The sequence below is a fragment of the Streptomyces sp. NPDC046931 genome (genome assembly GCF_040644655.1).
Taxonomy (GTDB): Bacteria; Actinomycetota; Actinomycetes; order Streptomycetales; family Streptomycetaceae; genus Streptomyces.
Genome location: NZ_JBEYWX010000008.1, coordinates 70,618 through 88,456, shown reverse-complemented (window position 1 = coordinate 88,456; position 17,839 = coordinate 70,618). Strand labels below are relative to the sequence as shown.

General features: G+C 72.3%; 23 protein-coding genes. 8 read left to right on the top strand and 15 right to left on the bottom strand.

Features of this window, described 5'->3' with window-relative positions; genetic code table 11:
• Positions 1–395 precede the first annotated feature (395 nt).
• Positions 396–1,190: an RNA polymerase sigma factor SigF gene (locus ABZ876_RS17005; RefSeq protein ID WP_361780912.1), complete on the bottom strand. Its 795-nt coding sequence runs from the start codon at positions 1,188–1,190 to the stop codon at positions 396–398.
• A 449-nt stretch (positions 1,191–1,639) separates the two neighbouring features.
• On the opposite strand from ABZ876_RS17005, the gene ABZ876_RS17000 reads away from it, so the two are divergent.
• The 4 genes from ABZ876_RS17000 to ABZ876_RS16985 all read left to right on the top strand — a co-directional run bounded on the left by ABZ876_RS17000 (position 1,640) and on the right by ABZ876_RS16985 (position 3,547).
• A complete protein-coding gene (locus ABZ876_RS17000; protein WP_361780909.1) occupies positions 1,640–2,014 on the top strand; it encodes a DUF2795 domain-containing protein in 375 nt (124 codons plus the stop codon).
• Positions 2,015–2,119: 105 nt separating this feature from the next.
• Complete coding sequence (locus tag ABZ876_RS16995; protein ID WP_361780907.1) at positions 2,120–2,266, top strand: hypothetical protein; 147 nt, start codon at positions 2,120–2,122, stop codon at positions 2,264–2,266.
• Positions 2,263–3,009, top strand: coding sequence for a diguanylate cyclase (locus ABZ876_RS16990; protein ID WP_361780903.1), 747 nt, complete (start codon positions 2,263–2,265; stop codon positions 3,007–3,009). Before ABZ876_RS16995 ends, ABZ876_RS16990 begins: the two co-directional genes overlap by 4 nt.
• Positions 3,010–3,016: 7 nt before the next feature.
• Positions 3,017–3,547, top strand: coding sequence for a type 1 glutamine amidotransferase domain-containing protein (locus tag ABZ876_RS16985; RefSeq protein ID WP_361780900.1), 531 nt, complete (start codon positions 3,017–3,019; stop codon positions 3,545–3,547).
• Between the two features lie 75 nt (positions 3,548–3,622).
• On the opposite strand, the gene ABZ876_RS16980 is transcribed toward ABZ876_RS16985, so the two are convergent.
• A complete protein-coding gene (locus tag ABZ876_RS16980) occupies positions 3,623–3,886 on the bottom strand; it encodes a DUF6158 family protein (protein WP_234515722.1) in 264 nt (87 codons plus the stop codon).
• Positions 3,887–3,973: 87 nt separating this feature from the next.
• Between ABZ876_RS16980 and ABZ876_RS16975 the strand changes: the two genes are divergently transcribed.
• Positions 3,974–5,080 carry a Vms1/Ankzf1 family peptidyl-tRNA hydrolase gene (locus ABZ876_RS16975; RefSeq protein WP_361780897.1) on the top strand — a complete coding sequence of 369 codons (1,107 nt, stop codon included), beginning with the start codon at positions 3,974–3,976 and terminating at the stop codon, positions 5,078–5,080.
• Between the two features lie 8 nt (positions 5,081–5,088).
• On the opposite strand, the gene ABZ876_RS16970 is transcribed toward ABZ876_RS16975, so the two are convergent.
• Positions 5,089–6,708, bottom strand: coding sequence for an ATP-binding cassette domain-containing protein (locus ABZ876_RS16970; RefSeq protein WP_361780894.1), 1,620 nt, complete (start codon positions 6,706–6,708; stop codon positions 5,089–5,091).
• Between the two features lie 111 nt (positions 6,709–6,819).
• On the opposite strand from ABZ876_RS16970, the gene ABZ876_RS16965 reads away from it, so the two are divergent.
• The 3 genes from ABZ876_RS16965 (at position 6,820) to ABZ876_RS16955 (ending at position 9,547) form a co-directional block, all read left to right on the top strand.
• The gene (locus tag ABZ876_RS16965) at positions 6,820–8,352 is read left to right on the top strand and encodes a phosphatase PAP2 family protein (RefSeq protein ID WP_361780891.1); all 1,533 of its coding nucleotides are present in this window, start codon (positions 6,820–6,822) and stop codon (positions 8,350–8,352) included.
• A gap of 167 nt (positions 8,353–8,519) precedes the next feature.
• Entirely contained in the window at positions 8,520–9,335 is an 816-nt protein-coding gene (locus tag ABZ876_RS16960) for a methyltransferase domain-containing protein (protein WP_361781332.1), read from the top strand.
• A gap of 41 nt (positions 9,336–9,376) precedes the next feature.
• Positions 9,377–9,547 carry a hydrophobic protein gene (locus ABZ876_RS16955; RefSeq protein ID WP_361780888.1) on the top strand — a complete coding sequence of 57 codons (171 nt, stop codon included), beginning with the start codon at positions 9,377–9,379 and terminating at the stop codon, positions 9,545–9,547.
• 56 nt (positions 9,548–9,603) lie between these two features.
• Here the strand turns inward: ABZ876_RS16955 and ABZ876_RS16950 are convergent, their stop codons facing one another.
• The 12 genes from ABZ876_RS16950 to ABZ876_RS16895 all read right to left on the bottom strand — a co-directional run bounded on the left by ABZ876_RS16950 (position 9,604) and on the right by ABZ876_RS16895 (position 17,801).
• Positions 9,604–9,888: a gas vesicle protein K gene (locus ABZ876_RS16950; protein WP_361780885.1), complete on the bottom strand. Its 285-nt coding sequence runs from the start codon at positions 9,886–9,888 to the stop codon at positions 9,604–9,606.
• Positions 9,885–10,073, bottom strand: a complete 189-nt coding sequence (locus tag ABZ876_RS16945) for a gas vesicle protein (RefSeq protein ID WP_361780882.1) — start codon at positions 10,071–10,073, stop codon at positions 9,885–9,887. The genes ABZ876_RS16950 and ABZ876_RS16945 overlap by 4 nt, the downstream gene beginning before the upstream one ends.
• Positions 10,070–10,855: a GvpL/GvpF family gas vesicle protein gene (locus tag ABZ876_RS16940; protein WP_361780879.1), complete on the bottom strand. Its 786-nt coding sequence runs from the start codon at positions 10,853–10,855 to the stop codon at positions 10,070–10,072. The genes ABZ876_RS16945 and ABZ876_RS16940 overlap by 4 nt, the downstream gene beginning before the upstream one ends.
• Entirely contained in the window at positions 10,852–11,178 is a 327-nt protein-coding gene (locus ABZ876_RS16935) for a gas vesicle protein (RefSeq protein ID WP_361780877.1), read from the bottom strand. The genes ABZ876_RS16940 and ABZ876_RS16935 overlap by 4 nt, the downstream gene beginning before the upstream one ends.
• Positions 11,175–11,756, bottom strand: a complete 582-nt coding sequence (locus ABZ876_RS16930; protein ID WP_361780875.1) for a hypothetical protein — start codon at positions 11,754–11,756, stop codon at positions 11,175–11,177. The genes ABZ876_RS16935 and ABZ876_RS16930 overlap by 4 nt, the downstream gene beginning before the upstream one ends.
• Entirely contained in the window at positions 11,753–12,019 is a 267-nt protein-coding gene (locus ABZ876_RS16925; RefSeq protein WP_361780873.1) for a gas vesicle protein GvpG, read from the bottom strand. Before ABZ876_RS16925 ends, ABZ876_RS16930 begins: the two co-directional genes overlap by 4 nt.
• A gap of 4 nt (positions 12,020–12,023) precedes the next feature.
• Positions 12,024–12,782: a GvpL/GvpF family gas vesicle protein gene (locus ABZ876_RS16920; RefSeq protein WP_361780870.1), complete on the bottom strand. Its 759-nt coding sequence runs from the start codon at positions 12,780–12,782 to the stop codon at positions 12,024–12,026.
• On the bottom strand, positions 12,779–13,198 hold the full coding sequence (locus ABZ876_RS16915; RefSeq protein WP_234515709.1) for a gas vesicle structural protein GvpA: 420 nt from the start codon (positions 13,196–13,198) through the stop codon (positions 12,779–12,781). The genes ABZ876_RS16920 and ABZ876_RS16915 overlap by 4 nt, the downstream gene beginning before the upstream one ends.
• A gap of 75 nt (positions 13,199–13,273) precedes the next feature.
• Positions 13,274–13,612, bottom strand: a complete 339-nt coding sequence (locus ABZ876_RS16910; protein WP_361780867.1) for a gas vesicle protein — start codon at positions 13,610–13,612, stop codon at positions 13,274–13,276.
• A gap of 58 nt (positions 13,613–13,670) precedes the next feature.
• Positions 13,671–14,591, bottom strand: a complete 921-nt coding sequence (ligD, locus tag ABZ876_RS16905; RefSeq protein WP_361780864.1) for a non-homologous end-joining DNA ligase — start codon at positions 14,589–14,591, stop codon at positions 13,671–13,673.
• A 13-nt stretch (positions 14,592–14,604) separates the two neighbouring features.
• Positions 14,605–16,452, bottom strand: coding sequence for a transketolase (locus ABZ876_RS16900; protein WP_361780862.1), 1,848 nt, complete (start codon positions 16,450–16,452; stop codon positions 14,605–14,607).
• Entirely contained in the window at positions 16,449–17,801 is a 1,353-nt protein-coding gene (locus tag ABZ876_RS16895) for an NAD(P)/FAD-dependent oxidoreductase (protein ID WP_361780859.1), read from the bottom strand. Before ABZ876_RS16895 ends, ABZ876_RS16900 begins: the two co-directional genes overlap by 4 nt.
• Positions 17,802–17,839 lie beyond the last annotated feature (38 nt).

Sequence of the window (17,839 nt, the reverse complement as noted above, 5' to 3'; positions counted from 1 at the left end):
ACGGGCGCCGGCCCCGTGTTGTGCTCCTCTTCCCGCTCCCCTCGTACTCCCCTTGCGATCCCGCCCGGGCGGCCCCCTGCCGCCCCGGCTGGGGGCCGCCCTGCTGCTCGGCGATGTCCCGGGTGGCGCGGGCGGACGGGCCCGGCGCGGTCGCCCCGGGGCGACCGTGCCCGGGACGGCACCGGCCGGAGCGTGGGCGGACAGGACGGGGGCGCTGGGGCGCATGGGGTGCTCCTTCGGCGGGGTACCTGCGGGCACGGCGGCCGTGCCCCTGCAAGCCCATGACAGCCCGCCAGGCCCCGGCCCGCGCGTGGCCGTGCCCCATTCGCGCGACCGGGACGTCCGCGCGGGTGACCACCGCGCCCCGAAGACGCCGGGGCGCGAGGCCGGTACCGCTAGGCCGCGTCCTTCATGACCTGGTCCCTGAGCCGGTTGCAGCAGCGGCTGATCAGCCGGGAGACGTGCATCTGGGAGATGCCGAGCCGTTCGGCGATGCTGCTCTGGGTCATGTCGTCGAAGAACCGCATGTAGAGAATGGCCCGTTCCCGCTCGGGCAGGGCCTGGAGCCGGGGCTTGACGGCCTCGCGGTCGACGACGGTGTCGAGCGCCGTGTCGGGCGCGCCGAGCGAGTCGCTGAGCGAGTATCCGTCCTCGCTGCCCGGCAGCTCGGCGTCCAGCGACAGCGCCGTGAAGCTCTCCAGTGCCTCGAGGCCCTCCCGGACGTCCTCCTCGCTCATCCCGGCGTGCTCGGCGATCTCGGCGATGGTGGGCCTGCGTCCCGAGATGGTTCCCGACAGGTCCTGGCAGGCGAAGCGGACCCGGTTGCGCAGGTCCTGGACACGGCGCGGCACATGGAGGGTCCACATATGGTCACGGAAGTGCCGCTTGATCTCGCCGGTGACCGTGGGGACGGCGAAGCTCTCGAAGGCGTGGCCGCGGTCCGGGTCGTACCGGTCGACGGCCTTGACGAGGCCGAGCGCGGCGACCTGGCGCAGGTCATCGAAGCTCTCGCCGCGGCTGCGGAAACGTCCCGCGAGCCGTTCGGCCATGGGCAGCCAGGCCTCGACGATCTCGTCGCGGAGCGCGTCGCGCTCGGGGCCCGGGGGGAGTGTGGCGAGCCTGCGGAAGGACTCCGCGGTGTCGGGGGCGTCGTCGTGGGGGTGGTGCTTCACGCTCGCTCGGTTCGGCATGGTGGGTCGCAGCTCCCTAGCTGGTGCCTTGGGTGGACGGTCAGCGTGGGAGGGCGCCCGTGCCGGACGGGAACACCCGTGGGCGGGTATGCACCGCTCCCACGGACGTGCCTCCTGTCCGAAGCACTGAGACAGCGCCTGCCCCGACACCTCCGCGACAAACACCCCGTCTCCCGGCTCGTCCGGGGTGGCTGGGCCCACCCGGACGTCCGAGCGGGTCGCGCGTTCGGGGCCGTCGGCTACATGAGGTTCAGCGTTCGTCCCGGAGTGTGCGCGGCCAGGCAGCACGGTGGCCCCGCTCTCACACCCGGCGCCGGGCCGGCACTCCACATGACGGAAGCTTGAGGGTTGAACCTCTGTCTCTCCCGTACCGAACGCCTGCCGGGTTTCCGTGTCGATCGCGGCCCACCGGGTACGCGACTGCCACCCCCGAACACCTGGAGGGAGTCATGCAGCGAGGCAGCGACCGGCTGAACGTTCACCGCGACGACGAGATGAAGCACGAACTGCAAGGGCTGCTTCGGTCCGGTCACCCGACGCGGGCCGAGGAGTGGTACGACCCCGAGCCGAGCGCCGACGACGATCCGGAGATCTGGGGCGGTCCGGTGGTGCCGGGCGGCGCCCCGCGCTCGATGGCCGACGTCCGCTACGCGTTCGCGCGGATCCTGGGGCGCACGGCCTTCCCGGCGCGCCGGGACGACCTGATCGAGAACCTGCGCCGCAGGCATGCCCCGGACGCGCTCGTCGAGACCGTGGAGCGGCTCCCGCGTTCGGCGCGCTTCGCCAACGCCCACGAGCTCGCCGAGGCCGTCCTGGAGGCGTGAGAGGCCTCGGGGAAGGCATGGGTCCCCGGCTGAGGGGTACTGCGGGCGTCGTCCCGCCGACGTGCCCCCGCGACGGCCGGGGGACCTGGGAAAGGACTGGAGTGCATGGCTGATTTCGTCAGGGAGGCCATCGTCGGGATCGTCGTGACGCCCGGCGTCGTGGCGGTCCGCCCGGACTCCTCGCCAGGCGAGGCGGCGCAGCTGACAAGCGTGTCCGGACGGGCGGCCACCGCCGGGCGGGTGACCGGATGAGCCGCCGGGACGGGGCCGCCGAGGTCAGCGCGTACGGGGCCACCGTGGACGTGGGCGACGCGACGACCCGCTACCTCCTGTACGGGCTGCTGCCGTCGTGGTTCGTACCGGGTCTGGCCGACTGGGCGATGCACCGGCGCACCCGGATCGAGGACACGGCCGGCACGAAGGAGTCACTGATCCATGCGCTGATGATGGCCGAGGTGGGCACGCCCATCGCGCTGACCCTTCGGTACGAGGTCAACCCCCTGCTGCTGTGCGTGCAGTTGGCCGGGATCGCGGTGCACGAGGCGACCGCGCTGTGGGACGTGCGGACGGCCGTCGACAGCGACCGCGAGGTCAGGCCCGTAGAGCAGCACATCCACAGTTTCCTGGAGTCGCTGCCCTTCGCGGCGCTCACGGCGCTGTCGTGTCTGCACGTCGACCAGGTGCGCTCGCTGCTGCGCGGCGGCCGAGGCGACCCGCACGCCTGGCGGCTGGTGCCCCGGCGGCGGCCGCTGTCCCCCGGGTATCTCGCGGGTGTGGCGGCGGCGATCGGCACCTGTGTGCTGCTGCCCTACGGCGAGGAGCTGCTGCGCTGTGTCCGTGCCGGACGCGGCCGGGCACGCAGCCGGAAGAAGGGGGCGCCCCGGGACGAGGCCGCATGGCACGCGGAGGCGGCAGCGCCCGCGCCGGCAGAGCCCGCAGAGCCCGCAGAGCCCGCAGAGCCCGCAGAGCCCGCAGAGGCAACGAAAGGACAGTGAGCACATCATGCGTATCGCGTTCCTGACCGCGCCCGAAGGCGTGGAGCAGGTCGAACTCACCGAGCCCTGGAAGGCGGTGTCCGAAGCCGGTCACCAGCCGGTCCTGGTGTCCACGAAGCCGGGCCACATCCAGGCGTTCAACCACCTCGACAAGGCGGACACCTTCCCCGTGGACGCGGTCGTCGGCCAGGTGGAGGCCGAATCCTTCGACGGGCTGGTCCTGCCGGGTGGTGTGGCCAATCCGGACTTCCTGCGGATGGACGAACGGGCCGTCTCGTTCACCCGGTCCTTCTTCCAGCAGGGCCGCCCGGTGGCCGCGATCTGCCACGCACCCTGGACCCTGATCGAGGCGGACGTCGTACGGGGCCGGGTCCTGACGTCGTGGCCGAGCCTGCGAACGGACATCCAGAACGCCGGCGGCACCTGGGTGGACGAGCAGGTACGGCTCGACCAGGGCCAGAACAAGCTGATCACCAGCCGTAAGCCGGACGACCTGAAGGCGTTCACCGAGGCGATCCTGACGGAGTTCGGCGGCTAGACCCGGTCGCCGTGGTAGTCGCGCCCCCCGCCTGCCCCGCGCCGCCCCGTGCGGGGGCAGGCGCGGGGCGCGCTCTCAGCGGGCCGGTTCGGCTCCCTGGCAGGGGCCGAGGTCGGCCGCTCCCCGTTCGCGTGCCCCGTCGCGGGTCCGGCTGGCCACGACCGGGCGGCGGGGGTGGCGGCGCAGATACTCCCCCTCCAACCGCGCCATGCGGTCGTTGTGCGTGCGCAGCGCGTCGTTGGAGCCGTACAGCAGCGTGTCGTGACGGGTGCGGTGGATGTTCTCCAGCTCCTTCATGAGCTGCTGGTCGGTCAGCAGGCCCGGGTCGACTCCGGTCATGGTGGCACCCCGCTCGTCGTGTTCCTCAGTGTGGTCCGGGTACCCGCCCGGAAAGGCAATACCCCGAGCGGCATCCGGGAGGGAGCCATGGATCTCGCGTTCCTCCATCCACTGTACGAACATCCCGGACCCTGGGCCTCCGTATACGTCGACACCTCCCGGCGTACGGAGTCCACCCCGCACGAGCTCTCCCTGACCGCTCGGGCCCTCGTCCGGGACCTGGCCGGACAAGGCGCGGACGAGCCCACCTGCCGGGCCGTGCGGGAGGCGATCGAGGAGCTGGGCCACATGCCCGAGCCGTACGGAAGGGCCATGTTCGCCCGTGCGGGCGAGGTGGTCCTGGATCCGCCCCTGGTCGCCGCCCCGCCGCGTTCCTCGGCCCACTGGTCGCCGCTGCCCCACACGGCGCCGCTGCTGGCGCTGGCCGGCGAGGACCCGGTGTGCGTGGTGGCGTACATCGACCGCAAGGGCGCCGAATTCGAGCTCCGCGGAGCGCTGGGCAGCCGGGAGGCCGGGCAGGTGACCGGAAGGGAGTGGCCGCTGCACCGTACGACCTCCTGGGACTGGTCGGTGCGGCACTTCCAGCTGCGGGTGGAGAACACCTGGGAGCACAACGCGGCGGAGATCGCGGACGCGCTCACCGTCTGCCAGGAGGAGACGCGCGCCGACCTGGTGATCCTCGTCGGGGAGCAGCGTGAGCGGCGCGCCGTGCACGAGCGGCTCCCGCAGCGGCTCGAGGACCGCGTGGCCGAGGCCCCGCACGGCGCGGGCAGCCGGCTGCTGGACGAGGACGTGGAGAGGATCCGCAACGAGCACGTGCGTCGGCGGGCGGAACAGGAACTGGAGCGTTTCCTGGCGGCCCGGGCACCGGACGAGCAGGGACGGACCCGCGCGGTCGAGGGCGTGCCCGCCGTGATGGAGGCAGCCCGCGAACACCGTATCGACGAACTCCTGATCCAGCCGGACGGCCCGGACACCCGCCTCGAGGTGTGGGTCGGCAAGAATCCGGACCTGCTCGCGGTGCGCCGCAACGAGCTGGAGGCGCTGGGTGAGGCGCACGCCTTGCCGGCCCGCGCGGACGACGCCCTGGTGCGCTCCGTGGTGGAGACGGGGGCCGAGGCCGTCTCGGTGACGGCCGCGACGGCGGCCGAGGTACCGGCGGGCGGCGTGGGCGCGTTGCTGCGCTGGGCCTGAGGCAGGACCTAACGGGCCCGTTCCACGCGCCGTTCGTCCCAGACCGGTTCCGGGGTCTCCCGGAGCCGGCCGTCGCTGCCGAAGACCAGATAGCGGTCGAACGAGCGGGCGAACCAACGGTCGTGGGTCACCGCGAGCACCGTGCCCTCGAATCCCTCCAGGCCCTTCTGGAGCGCCTCGGCGGATTCCAGGTCCAGGTTGTCCGTCGGCTCGTCGAGCAGCAGGGCCGTCGCCCCCATCAGTTCCAGCAGCAGGATCTGGAACCGGGCCTGCTGTCCGCCGGACAGCCGGTCGAAGGTCTGCTCGGCCTGCGCGGTCAGCTCGTAACGGCGCAACCGGGACATGGCCGCGCCCCGGTCCTGGGAGTGTTCCCGCCACAGGATGTCCAGGAGCGGACGGCCCTCCAGCTCGGGGTGCGCATGCGTCTGGGCGAAGTGCCCGGGCACCACGCGCGCCCCCAGCCGCCACTGCCCCGTGTGCGCCACGTCGCCGCCCGCGAGCAGCCGCAGGAAGTGCGACTTCCCGGAGCCGTTGGAGCCGAGGACCGCGACGCGCTCGCCGTAGAAGACCTCCAGATCGAAGGGTTTCATCAGGCCCGTCAGTTCGAGTCCCTGACAGGTGACGGCCCGGACGCCGGTACGGCCTCCCCTGAGCCGCATGCGGATGTCCTGCTCGCGCGGCGGCTCGGGCGGCGGTCCGGCCTCCTCGAACTTCCGCAGGCGGGTCTGGGCGGCCTGGTAGCGGGACGCCAGCTCATGGCTGACGGTCGCGGCCTGCCGCAGGTTCAGGACCAGCTTCTTCAGCTGGGCGTGCTTCTCCTCCCAGCGTCTGCGCAACTCCTCGAAGCGGGCGAAGCGTTCGCGCCGGGCCTCGTCGTACGTGGCGAAACCGCCGCCGTGCAGCCATGCGTCGGCGCCGGCGGGTCCCGGTTCGAGCGACACGATCCGCTGTGCGGCACGGGCCAGCAGCTCCCGGTCGTGGGAGACGAACAGAACGGTCTTGCGGGTCTCCGCCAGCCGCTCCTCCAGCCACCGTTTCCCGGGGACGTCCAGGTAGTTGTCGGGCTCGTCGAGGAGGAGGACCTCGTCGGTGCCGCGCAGCAGCGCCTCGAGGACGAGCCGCTTCTGTTCGCCGCCGGAGAGGGTGCGGACCTGGCGCCACTGGGCCTTCTCGTACGGGATGCCGAGCGCCGCCGTGGTGCACATGTCCCACAGCGTCTCCGCCTCGTAGCCGCGCGCCTCGGCCCAGTCGGCGAGTGCCTGCGCGTACCGGAGCTGGGCGGCCTCGTCGTCGACGGTCATGACGGCGTGCTCGGCGGCGTCCACGGCGCGGGCCGCCTCGCGGATGCGGGGCGGAGCGACCGAGACGAGCAGGTCCCGTACGGTCGTCTCGTCCCGTACGGACCCCACGAACTGGCGCATCACCCCTAGCCCGCCGCTGGTGGTGACGGTCCCGCCGTGCGGCTTCAGCTCACCGGACAGCAGCCGCAACAGGGTGGTCTTCCCCGCGCCGTTCGGTCCGACGAGCGCGACGACGGCACCTTCGCCGACCCGGAAGGACACATCGCCGAGCAACGCCCTCCCGTCCGGGAGGTAGTACTCGAGGTGCGCGGCTTCCAGATGTCCCATGGGGCGCATTGTGGGCGGCCACCGCGGGAGCGGGCAAACGGTTATCGCGCCGTCGGCATCCCACCCGGAGGGGCTCCGCACGGTTCGGCCGTCCGGGGGTATCCGCGACGCATGACCCCAGATGTCGACCTCACCACCCGCCCGCCGGGCCCGCATCCGTTCCGTGACCGGTTCCTCGCCTTGGACTGCCGTCTGTTCGAGGCCGTCGCCGCCCGGCACTGGCCCGGGGCCGACCCCCTGCTCCCCCGTCTGAGCCGTGCCGCCAACCACGGTGTGCTGTGGTTCACGACGGCGGCGGCCCTCGCCGCCACCCGCAGTCCCCGCGCTCGCCGGGCCGCCGCCCGTGGTGTCGCCTCCCTCGCGCTCGCCTCCGCCACCATCAACACCGTCGGCAAGCGCTCGGTCCGCCGCCCCCGTCCCGTTCTGGACCCGGTCCCGGTCGTCCGCCGGCTGAAGCGCCAGCCGATCACCACGTCGTTCCCCTCGGGTCACGCCGCCTCGGCCGCCGCCTTCGCCGCGGGCGTCGCCCTGGAGTCGCGCGGCTGGGGTGCGGCGGTCGCGCCGCTCGCCGCCGCCGTCGCGATCTCCCGTGTCTACACCGGAGTCCACTTCCCGAGCGATGTCCTCGCGGGTGCGGCGCTGGGCGCGGGCGCCGCCTACGCGGTACGCGGCCTGGTGCCGACCCGCGACCCGGTACGGCCGCCCGGCCGTCCGCGCTCCCCCGGGTCCTCGGGTCCGCTCGAACGGGGAGGTACCCCCATGGCGCCCGCGTTGCCGGACGGTGCGGGACTCGTGGTGGTCGTGAACAAGGGCTCGGGGACCGCGGACCGCGTCCGTGCCCTCAAGGACGCCCTTCCGGCCGCGGAGACGGTGGAGTGCGAGCCTGCGGACGTACGCGCCGAACTGGAGAAGGCGGCGGCCCGCGCCCGTGTCCTCGGGGTGTGCGGCGGCGACGGCACGGTGAACACGGCCGCCGATGTCGCCCTGCGCCGTGATCTCCCGTTGGCGGTCCTCCCCGGCGGCACGCGCAACCACTTCGCACTCGATCTGGGCATCGAGGAGGTCCGGGACGTGGTGCGGGCACTCCGACAGGGTGACGCGGTCCGCGTCGACGTGGGCAGGTTCTCCTCCGGGAAGACCCGGGGCTGCTTCCTCAACACCTTCAGTCTGGGCGTCTACCCGGAGCTGGTGCGCGAGCGGGAGCGCTGGTCACGGCGGATCGGCGGCTGGCCGGCCGGCGTCCTCGCCGCCCTGCGTGTCCTGCGTGCCGACCGCCACCCCCTGCGCGTCGAAGTGGGCGGCCGGACCCATCCGTTGTGGCTGTTGTTCGCCGGCAACGGCACATACCACCGGATGGGCCTCGCCCCCGGCCGCCGTTACGACCTGGCCGACGGGAGGCTCGACGTGCGGGTGGTGCACGGCGGCCGCCGCCCCGCGGCCCGGCTGCTGGCGGCCGCGGTCGCGGGACCGCTGTCCCGCTCCCCCGCGCACTCGGCGGTCCGGGTGCGGCGCCTGCGCCTCGAGGGGCTGGCTCCCGGCACCCTCCTCGCCTACGACGGGGAAGTCATGGAGGTCGAGGGCGAGATGACGCTCGAGAAGCTCCCCGAGGCGCTGACCGTGTACCGCCCGCTGCCCCTCCGCTGACCGTCCGGCCCGCCAACGGCCCGCACGGCATCCACTCCGCCCGCTCTCCGCGTTGTCCGTATTACGAGACGTCAGTCTCAGTATTCGGCATGACGGGCTACGGTGGTGCGTACCGCGCCGCGGTGAGATCCGCGCGGTACCACCCGTACGAGGGGAAGAGGCAGGGCATGCCGAAGGACACCGCCGTCTACACGCACGGCCACCACGAGTCCGTGCTGCGCTCGCACACCTGGCGGACCGCCGCCAACTCCGCGGCATACCTCCTGGACTCGCTCCGGCCGCATATGCGGATCCTGGACATCGGCTGCGGACCGGGCACCATCACCGCCGACCTCGCGGAGCTGGTCCCCGACGGCCATGTCACCGGTGTCGACCGGGCGTCGGGGGTACTGGAGCAGGCCCGGGCCACCGCCGCCGCCCGCGGCCTGGCCAACGTCGACTTCGCCGTGGGGGACGTGCATGCGCTGGAGTACCCGGACGACACCTTCTGCGTGGTCCATGCGCACCAGGTGCTCCAGCACGTGGGCGACCCGGTGCAGGCGCTGCGGGAGATGCACCGGGTCACCCGCCCCGGTGGCTTCATCGCCGTCCGCGACGCCGACTACGCGGCGATGACCTGGTACCCCGCGTCCGAGGGCCTGGACGACTGGCTGGACCTGTACCGGCGGGTCGCCCGCGCCAACGGAGGTGAGCCCGACGCCGGGCGGCGGCTGAGGTCATGGGCTCTGCGGGCCGGTCTCGAGGACGTCAGGGCCACCTCCGGCACCTGGACCTTCGCCACACCGCAGGAGAGGGCCTGGTGGAGCGGGCTGTGGGCGGACCGCACCCTCGCCTCCGCCTACGCCGACCGGGTGACGGGGGGCGACCATGCGACCGCCGAGCAGCTGGCGGCCGTGTCCCGGGCCTGGCGGGAATGGGGACGGCACGAGGACGGATGGTTCTCGGTGTTGCACGGAGAAATTCTGTGCCGAAAGGACGCCTGATTCCCGGATTTCGGGAAACCCGGTGATCAGGAGGTAACACCATGGTTCCCGTTCTCTTGGTTCTTCTGCTGGCCCTGATTCTCTTCGGCGTCGGATTCGCGATCAAAGTGCTGTGGTGGATCGCTCTGGCGGTGCTCGTGATCTGGCTTCTGGGATTCCTGGTGCGCGGTACGACCGCGGCCGGAGGGAGGGGCCGGTGGTATCGCTGGTGACCGGTCGGAGCAGAAGATCCGTCCGGCGCCCGATCGCCCGGTGACATCCCGGACGGTCAGTCCCGCGGAAGCAAGGTTCCCAGCGGCCCGAGGTCCAGATTGAGGTCCTCGGGCCGCAGTCCGTAACGCTGCCGGAGTTCGGTCATTCGCTCCTCGAGCAGCATCAGGGTGAGTCCGATGCGCTCCTCCTGCTCCTCGCTCAGCTCGCCGGTGTCGAACCGGCGCAGCGCCTGTCGCTCCATGAGCTGGCGGAGCAGTTCGACGACGGTCAGCACGAGCTTTACCAGGTCCCGCTCCACGGTGTCGGGGGCGAGCTCCAGTCGGTTCTCTCGAGCGGTCACTGTTCCTCCGGCCAGGGTGCGGACACCTGTGCGCCGACCGAGCTGATCAGCGCGTTGAGGTCGATACGGACGAGGTCGACGTCGGCGATGCGCAGGGTGAGGTCGCCGGTGATGACGACTCCGCCGGCCAGCAGCCGGTCGAGCAGGTCGACCAGGGCGACCTGCCGGTGCTCGAGGGCGGTCACGGGCGGGCCCGCCCTTCGACGCCGCTGAAGGAGTACGCGGCCCAGGGTCCCGTCAGTTCCACGCGGACACCGGGAATTCCGCTCTTCTCGCCGTCGACCCGTTCCACGAACGCCTCGGACGCCGAACGCGGCACCAGATAAGCGGCGTTGAGCACGTTACGGCCCGGCACCTGGGAGAGGGCGGGATTCTGCGGAGGATGCAGAAGGGAATCCTCGGCACATCCGGAAAGGGTCTCGTGCAGTCTGCGCACGAATCTCTCGGTGTTTTCCCGTATTTCCTCGTGGGCCTGGTGGCGCAGGCGCCGCTGACGCAGGTAGTCACGGCCCGAGGTGGCCGAGGCGGCCTTCCGGTCGCCGGGGGGCTCCTGGGCCCGTTCCGTCCGCTCCGCTTCCGCATACACCTTGACGCCCCATTCCACCCGGCCGTCGAGCCGGTCCAGCGCACGGTGGAAGTCGTCCTCGCGTTCCTCCAGCATCGCGCGTACACCGCTGTCGTCGCGGAACACCGTGGCGAGCCGCAGCGGCAGGGGGGTGGTGACGGAGGTGAGGGCGTCGATGACGCCCTGGTGGGCGCGGGCGGTGGCGGTGAGCCACCCCAGGTCCTCCAGATGGGCCCTGAGCGGTGCCTCGCCGAAGTCCTCCTCCGGGACCGTGCTGACGATGGCGATCAGCCCGCGGTGGGGCAGCTGCCGGGGCGGCACCCCCGCGACGCCCGCCGGGCCGTCCTCGAGTGCCGCGCCGAAGGGGCGGCAGACGGCGTACACGTACCGCAGTCCGGTCATGATCCCTCCTCCTCGGCGCGGGGCGCCTCCAGTCGGGCCAGTCGGCCGCGCAACTCGGCGTTCTCACGGGCGAGTTCCCGGTGCCGGGCGCGGGAGGACAACGCGGGGTCGTCCTCCCACCAGTCGATGCCCATCTCCTTCGCCCGTTCGACGGAGGCGACCACCAGGCGGAGCTTGATGGTGAGCAGCTCGATGTCCAGCAGGTTGATCCGGATGTCACCCGCGATCACGATGCCCTTGTCGAGGACGCGTTCGAGGATGTCGGCCAGGTTCGCGCCGCCGTCGCGTGCGTAGGGATCGGGCAGTCGCCCGGGAGTGGTCATGAACGGCCGCCTTTCTCCGGGCCCTCGTCGTCCTCGTCCTCGAACTCGGCACGCTCCGGGTCCACGTCCTCGAACTCGTCGTACTCCGCGTCCTCCAGGTACTCCGCGTCCTCCGGGAACTCGGCTTCCTCCGGGAACTCGGCGTCCTCCAGGTCCGCGGCCTCCAGCCCCGCTTCCTCCAGCGCAGCGGACACCAGGGCCGCCGCGTCCGCGACGTCGGCGTCGGCGTCCATGTCTTCCTCGTCCCCCCATGTGTCCTTGTCCAGGGGGTGCGCCGGGCCGCCGGCCCGGGTGACATGACGGCCGACGGCCAGGGCGAGGCGGGCGAAACCGGGGCTGTTGCCGTCGACGATGTCGTCGAGCCTGACGCTGAGCCCGCCCAGCCTGCGGCCGAGGGCGGCGAACAGGGGCTGGGCCCGCACCATCACATACGCCCACGCCTCCGCCTTGAGCCGCTGGACGGCCGGATCGTGCGCGACCGCCGGGGTGCGGGCCGCCAAGGGCTGCCTCGGCCTGCCACTCCTGCGTCCGAGGGCGTAGGCGATTGCCAGGGCGAGGCCGAGTTCGAGTCGGTTCATCGTGCCGTACCGCCCGCTGTGCCGGGACCGCCGCGTTCCATGGCGGTCTCCAGCCGGTCCAGGAGCTGATCCTCCAGCCGGTCGAACTCCTCGGCGTCGATCTCGCCCGCCTCCAGCCGCTCCTCCAGACGGGCGAGTTCGGCGCGTACGGCGGCCGGGTCGTAGTACTGCCGCTCGGCCTCGGCGAGCACCTGTCTCACCGCCCAGAAGCTGCCGCGCACGGGCGCGAACGGCAGCAGCAGCACCTCGCCGATCAGCCCCATGCGCTCACTCCGCGCCCTTCGCGGCGGCCGCGGGCTCGGCCGGGCCCGGCTCCACGAAGCTGTACGGCGGCAGCGGTCCGTTGACGCGCACATCGATGTGCGGGTGTGCCCTGCGGACCTCCTCCACGGCGTTCAGGAACGCGGCGGAGGAGTCTCGGTCCACCAGGAACGACACATTGGCCAGCCACCCCGTGGACTCGGGACCCACGCTCACGGCCTCGGCGACCGGCTCCAGGGAGCGCCGCACCTCCGCGGCGTCCTCGCCCTCACGGCGCTGCACCGCGGCCGCCACCGTCTCGCCGAGCCGCAGCCGGTCCTCGTAACTGCCTCCGCCCGCGGCGCGGTTTGCCTCCGCGAGGGCGCGGACGTCCGCGTTCTCGGACATCACACGGTGCAGCACGGCCTCCTGGTCGTGGCTGGCCTTGACGTTGTACTCGATCTTCCCGGCCAGCGCGTCCAGCCGCTCCCGATAGTGGTCGACGCGCTCCGCGAGGACGCCGGTGACGGCGTCGTCGTCCGCCGCGACACTGCCGAACCGCATGGGCAGGACGGATCCGCCCGCGGCCGCCTCGCTCAGCACGTTCTGATGGGCCAGCAGGTCACGGCGTTTGGGGCGCAGCCCCTCGGGCGCGTCGCTGACGATCGCGGCCAGCTCGCCCTGGGTCAGCACGCGCACCGGACGGGCCGGGTCCCCGACCCCGCCCATGCCCGTGGGCAGCGAGGGGTGGGAGGCCGCGGCGATGCCGTAGACGTACGTGGTCACTCCTGCTCCTCCTTCTTCTCCCGGGCGGAGGTGGACTTGCGGGTCCGGGACCGGGGCTGGGCCTCTTCACGGGCCTGGCGGAAGGCGTCGGATATGGTCTCCGCGGCGCCGGAGAGCGCCCCCTTGGACTTGCCGCGCGCCCCGGACTCGGTGATCTCACCGACCAGGTCGGGCAGTCCGGGATTCTTGTGCGGGCCGGACTCCAGGTCGAGGCGGTTGCACGCCTCGGCGAAGCGCAGATAGGTGTCGACACTGGCGACGACGACCCGTACGTCGATCTTCAGGATCTCGATGCCGACGAGCGAGACGCGAACGAACGCGTCGATGACCAGCCCGCGGTCGAGCACGAGTTCCAGAACGTCGTACAGGCCGCTGCTGCCGCCTCCTCCGGTCTGTTGTGCCGGGACAACGGTCATGGCGAACGGACCTCCTTACGGTCTCGGGTACGGGATACGGGGGGTTGCCGGTAGGGGTACGGGACGGGCGGTCGCTCAGGAGCGGCCGCCCGTCCGTGCGTCGGCCCTTCCGCGTTCGTAGCGGCGAACGCGCCGGTAGCCGGTGAGCTCGCCGTCCGTGGCGAGGTCCACCTCATAGGTCGCGAGCAGGCTCATCGTGTCGGGGACCCTGGCGAGTTCCAGGACCTCGATCTGAAGGGTCCAGCCGTCCTCGGTGCGGTCGAAGGACGACACGGCCTCGGCGGTCAGGCCCGTGAGCTCCGTGAACTGGGCGCGCGCATGGCGCAGCACCTCCATGGTGCTCGGCCGGCCGTTCGCCGGGGCGTCGTCGTCGGACGAGTCGTGGTTCTTCTGCGTACGTGATGTGTTCGTCATGGCCACCTCTCCCCCCGTGTGGCCGCAAAGACGTTGGCCAAACCTGTGGGTGTGCGGTTCAGCCACGCAGGGCGTCGAGCCGCCGCCGGGCGGGACCGAGGGAGCGCCCCCTGCCCGGCAGGTCCGCCCAGGGGTCGGTGCGGGCCTGGTCCACCGCGTCGGCGACGGTCCAGCGGCGCGCGTGGACGTTCGGGTCGTCCAGCTGATCCCAGGTCAGGGGCGTGGCGACCGGGGCGCCGGGCAGGGCGCGGACGGTGAAGGGGACGACCGCGGTCTGGGCGTAGGCGTTGCGCTGCACATCGAGGTAGAGGCGGTCGCCCCGGTCCTTCTTGAGGGCCGCGGTGGTGAGTCGGTCGGGGTGTGCGGCGGCGAGGGTGTCGGCGAAGTCCTTGGCGAACTCCCGTACTTCGCCGAAGCCGTGGGAGCCGGCGAGCGGGACCACGACGTGCAGACCGCGCGAACCGGTGGTCATCAGCCCGGAGGGCAGCCTCAGTTCACCGAGCAGCTCCCCCACCAGCCGTGCGGCCTGGCGCACTTGGCCGAAGTCGTCGTCCGCCGGATCGAGGTCGAACACGAGCCGGTCGGGCCGCTCCGGCCGGTCGGCGCGGGAGAGCCAGCGGTGCAGGGTGAGACAGGCCTGGTCGGCGAGGTACACGAGGGTGGCGGTGTCGTCGCAGACGGTGTGGCAGACGGTACCGCCCTTCTTGGGCAGCTCGGCGCGGTGGACCCAGTCCGGGTAGTGGCCGGGCGTGTTCTTCTGCATGAAGCGTGGGCCGCCGACCCCGTCCGGGTGCCGTTCCAGCATCAGGGGCCGCCCGCGCAGATGGGGCAGCATCCAGGGGGCGACGGAGCGGTAGTAGTCGACGAGGCCGGCCTTGGTGTACTCCTTGCCGCCCCCGCCGACGGGGAACAGCACCTTGTCCGGCCGGTGGACCTCCAGCGTGCGGCGGCCCGCCCGCACGGCCCGCGTGCTGGTCATCGCGCTCCTTCGGTCACGGCACCACGGCGTGTTCCACCAGCAGCCGGGCCGCGGCGACGATCGACTCCGCGTCGATGCCCGCGGCGTGCAGCTGCTCGGCGGGGGTCGCCGAGCCGGGCATCGTACGGACCGCGAGGCGCACCAGACGCGGTACGGGCCGCCCGTCCAGGAAGGCGTCGAGGACCGCGTCACCGAGGCCGCCCTCCTCCCGGTGGTCCTCGACGGTGAGGAGGCATCCGGTGCGTTCGGCGGCCTCGCGCAGGGTGGCGCGGTCGACGGGCTTGACCGAGTACAGGTCGACGACCCGTACGCGGATGCCGTGTTCGGCGAGGGCGTCGGCGGCCTTCAGCGCCTCGTGGACGGTGACGCCCGCGGCGACCAGGGTGAGCCGGTCCTCGGCGGAGGCGCGCAGCACCTTGCTGCCGCCGATCGGGAACTCCTCGGTGGGGCCGTAGATGACCGGGGTCTTGCCGCGGGTGGTCCGCAGATAGCGGATGCCCTCGCGGCCGGCCATGCCGGCGACGAGCTTGGCCGTCTGGTTGGCATCGCACGGGTACAGGACGGTGGAGTCGTACACGGCGCGGAACATCGCGAGGTCCTCCAGGCCCATCTGCGAGGGCCCGTCCTCGCCGATGGCGCAACCGGCGTGCGAGCCCACGAGGTTGATGCCGGAGCCGCTGATGGAGGCCATGCGGATGAAGTCGTGGGCGCGGGTGAGGAACGCGGCGAACGAGGAGGCGTACGGCACCCAGCCGCGTGCGGCCATGCCGACGGCGGAGGCCACCATCAGCTGTTCGGCGATGTAGCACTCGAAGTAGCGTTCCGGGTGGTCCTTGGCGAAGTACTCGGTGCGTGTCGAGTCGCCGACCTCGCCGTCCAGGGCCACGACGTCACCGCGTGCGCTGCCGAGCGCGGCGAGCGCCTGGCCGTAGGCGTCCCGGGTGGGGACCTCGTCGCCGATGTCGTAGCGCGGCAGCTCCAGATGGCCGCCCTGGACGGCGTGCAGCATGCGGGCCGCGGGCGGCGGCTGGACCTCGACGTGCAGGTTCCGTATGCCGCCGAGTTCCTCGATCGCCTCCTCCGGGTCCGGCAGCGGCTTGCCGTGAAGGCCCTCGCGGTCCTGGACGGCGGTGACGCCCTTGCCCTTCAGGGTGCGGGCGAGGATCACGGTGGGCTGTCCGGTGGTGGACTCGGCCTCGGCGTAGGCGCGGTCGATGGCCTCGACGTCGTGCCCGTCGACCTCGACGGTGTGCCAGTCGAAGGCCTTGAAGCGGCGCGCGTAGGCATCGAGGTCGTGGCCGTGGCGGGTGGGTCCGCGCTGGCCCAGCCGGTTCACGTCGACGATCGCGATCAGGTTGTCGAGATGCTCGTGCCCGGCATGCTCGGCGGCCTCCCACACGGATCCCTCGGCCAGCTCGCTGTCGCCGCACAGCACCCAGACGCGGTAGCCCGTGCGGTCGAGCCGCTGCTCGGCCAGGGCGATGCCGACGCCGACGGGCAGTCCCTGGCCCAGGGAGCCGGTGGCCGTCTCCACCCAGGGCAGCCGGCGGGGCGTGGGATGTCCTTCGAGCCGGCTGCCGAGCTTGCGGAAGGTGAGCAGCTCGGTCTCGTTGATCGCCCCGGCGGCCTTGTAGGCGGCGTACAGCAGAGGTGAGGCGTGTCCCTTGGACAGGATGAACCGGTCGTTGCCGGGATGGGCGGGGCGTTCGAAGTCGTAGCGGAGGTGTTTGGCCAGCAGGACGGCCATCAGGTCCGCCGCGGACATCGAGGAGGTCGGGTGCCCGGAGCCCGCCGCGGCGGCGGCGCGCACACTGTCGACGCGCAGCTGCTGGGCGAGTTCGGTGAGCTGACGGGTGTTCATGAATGATCCTCCGTACCGGATTTCTCCGTACCGGACTGTGCGGGGGCTCCCGGCACGCGGGCCAGTTCGGGCGACGCGGTGTCCAGCGGTACGTTCCAGGAGCGGACCAGCCCCAACTGGACGTCCTGGCGCGGCAGTACGGCTTCCAGGAGCCAGTCGGCGGCGACCCGGATGCGGTTCGCGGGCATCGCCGCGAGGTGGTAGCCACGGGTGACGGCTCCTGCGAGCGGCCCGGACAGGGGGATCCCGAGCGGGTTGGCGGCGGCCTGCACACCGCCGAGGTCCACGACGAAACCCAGGTCGCGATGACGGTAGGGGCGTCGGCTGCCGATGCCCAGCGAGGCCGCTACGTTGACGGCGGCGACCTTACCGTGCCGCCAGGCGTGCTGCGCCGTCATCGGCGTGTACTGGCCGGGCTTGGCGAGATCGGGCACGGCGGCCGCGTCCCCGCAGGCGAACACGTCGGGGTGACCCGGCACCTGCAAATACGGGTCGACCAGCAGCCGGCCGCGTTCGAGGGGCTTTCCGAGGTTGCCCACGAGCGGATCGGGCCGTACGCCGACACACCACACCAGGGTGCGGCTTTCGACGAACTCCCCGTCCGTCAGCAGGACTCCGTCGTGGGTCGCCTCCTTCACGGAGACTCCCATCCGTACGTCGACACCGCGGTGACGCAGGACCCGGTCGGCGGTGCGGGAGAGCCGCTCGTCCATCTCCGGCAGCACGCGGGGCGCGACGTCCAGCAGCATCCAGCGCGGGCGCATGCCCGCGCGCAACGGCTGCTTGCGCACCAACGCGTCGGTGAACAGCTGTCCCTGCGCGGCGACTTCGGTGCCGGTGTAGCCGGCGCCGACCACCACGAAGGTGCAGCGGGAGGCGCAGCTCTTGGGCTCGTCGGCCGCGGCGGCCAGCTCCACCTGGCGGGTCACGTGGTCGCGCAGGTAGAGCGCCTCGGGCAGGCCCCGGAAGCCGTGGGCGTTCTCGGCGACGCCGGGAACGGGCAGCAGCTTGTTGACGCTGCCGACGGCGAGCACCAGCCGGTCGTAGCCGAGGGTGCCGCCCTGGCCCTCGGGGTCGGTGTAGTGCACGGTGCGCGCGTCGAGATCGACACCGTCGGCCTCGCCGAGCACCAGGCGGACATGGCGCAGGGTGCCGGCGAGGGGAACGGCGACGCGCCGCGGCTCCAGGATGCCCGCGGCGACCTGGGGCAGCAGGGGCAGATACAGAAAGTAGTCCGTCGGATTCAGCAGGGTGATCTCGGCCCGGTTGCGGGTCAGCCGGGAGAGGGTGCGTGCCGTGCGGTAGCCGGCGAATCCGGCACCGACGATGAGGATGCGAGGTCGACTCACGTTTCGCCTCCGGCGTGGTCGCGCGTACGTCGTCTGCC

Bases quoted from the DNA above. Each gene is read 5' to 3' on its own strand.
- ABZ876_RS16990 (WP_361780903.1), top strand. From the start codon at position 2,263: ATGAGCCGCCGGGACGGGGCCGCCGAGGTCAGCGCGTACGGGGCCACC.
- ABZ876_RS17000 (WP_361780909.1), top strand. From the start codon at position 1,640: ATGCAGCGAGGCAGCGACCGGCTGAACGTTCACCGCGACGACGAGATG.
- ABZ876_RS16960 (WP_361781332.1), top strand. From the start codon at position 8,520: ATGCCGAAGGACACCGCCGTCTACACGCACGGCCACCACGAGTCCGTG.
- ABZ876_RS17005 (WP_361780912.1), bottom strand. From the start codon at position 1,190: ATGCCGAACCGAGCGAGCGTGAAGCACCACCCCCACGACGACGCCCCC.
- ABZ876_RS16985 (WP_361780900.1), top strand. From the start codon at position 3,017: ATGCGTATCGCGTTCCTGACCGCGCCCGAAGGCGTGGAGCAGGTCGAA.
- ABZ876_RS16970 (WP_361780894.1), bottom strand. From the start codon at position 6,708: ATGGGACATCTGGAAGCCGCGCACCTCGAGTACTACCTCCCGGACGGG.
- ABZ876_RS16910 (WP_361780867.1), bottom strand. From the start codon at position 13,612: ATGACGAACACATCACGTACGCAGAAGAACCACGACTCGTCCGACGAC.
- ABZ876_RS16995 (WP_361780907.1), top strand. From the start codon at position 2,120: ATGGCTGATTTCGTCAGGGAGGCCATCGTCGGGATCGTCGTGACGCCC.
- ABZ876_RS16980 (WP_234515722.1), bottom strand. From the start codon at position 3,886: ATGACCGGAGTCGACCCGGGCCTGCTGACCGACCAGCAGCTCATGAAG.
- ABZ876_RS16955 (WP_361780888.1), top strand. From the start codon at position 9,377: ATGGTTCCCGTTCTCTTGGTTCTTCTGCTGGCCCTGATTCTCTTCGGC.
- ligD (WP_361780864.1), bottom strand. From the start codon at position 14,591: ATGACCAGCACGCGGGCCGTGCGGGCGGGCCGCCGCACGCTGGAGGTC.
- ABZ876_RS16935 (WP_361780877.1), bottom strand. From the start codon at position 11,178: ATGACCACTCCCGGGCGACTGCCCGATCCCTACGCACGCGACGGCGGC.
- ABZ876_RS16940 (WP_361780879.1), bottom strand. From the start codon at position 10,855: ATGACCGGACTGCGGTACGTGTACGCCGTCTGCCGCCCCTTCGGCGCG.
- ABZ876_RS16915 (WP_234515709.1), bottom strand. From the start codon at position 13,198: ATGACCGTTGTCCCGGCACAACAGACCGGAGGAGGCGGCAGCAGCGGC.
- ABZ876_RS16900 (WP_361780862.1), bottom strand. From the start codon at position 16,452: ATGAACACCCGTCAGCTCACCGAACTCGCCCAGCAGCTGCGCGTCGAC.
- ABZ876_RS16965 (WP_361780891.1), top strand. From the start codon at position 6,820: ATGACCCCAGATGTCGACCTCACCACCCGCCCGCCGGGCCCGCATCCG.
- ABZ876_RS16925 (WP_361780873.1), bottom strand. From the start codon at position 12,019: ATGGGGCTGATCGGCGAGGTGCTGCTGCTGCCGTTCGCGCCCGTGCGC.
- ABZ876_RS16975 (WP_361780897.1), top strand. From the start codon at position 3,974: ATGGATCTCGCGTTCCTCCATCCACTGTACGAACATCCCGGACCCTGG.
- ABZ876_RS16930 (WP_361780875.1), bottom strand. From the start codon at position 11,756: ATGAACCGACTCGAACTCGGCCTCGCCCTGGCAATCGCCTACGCCCTC.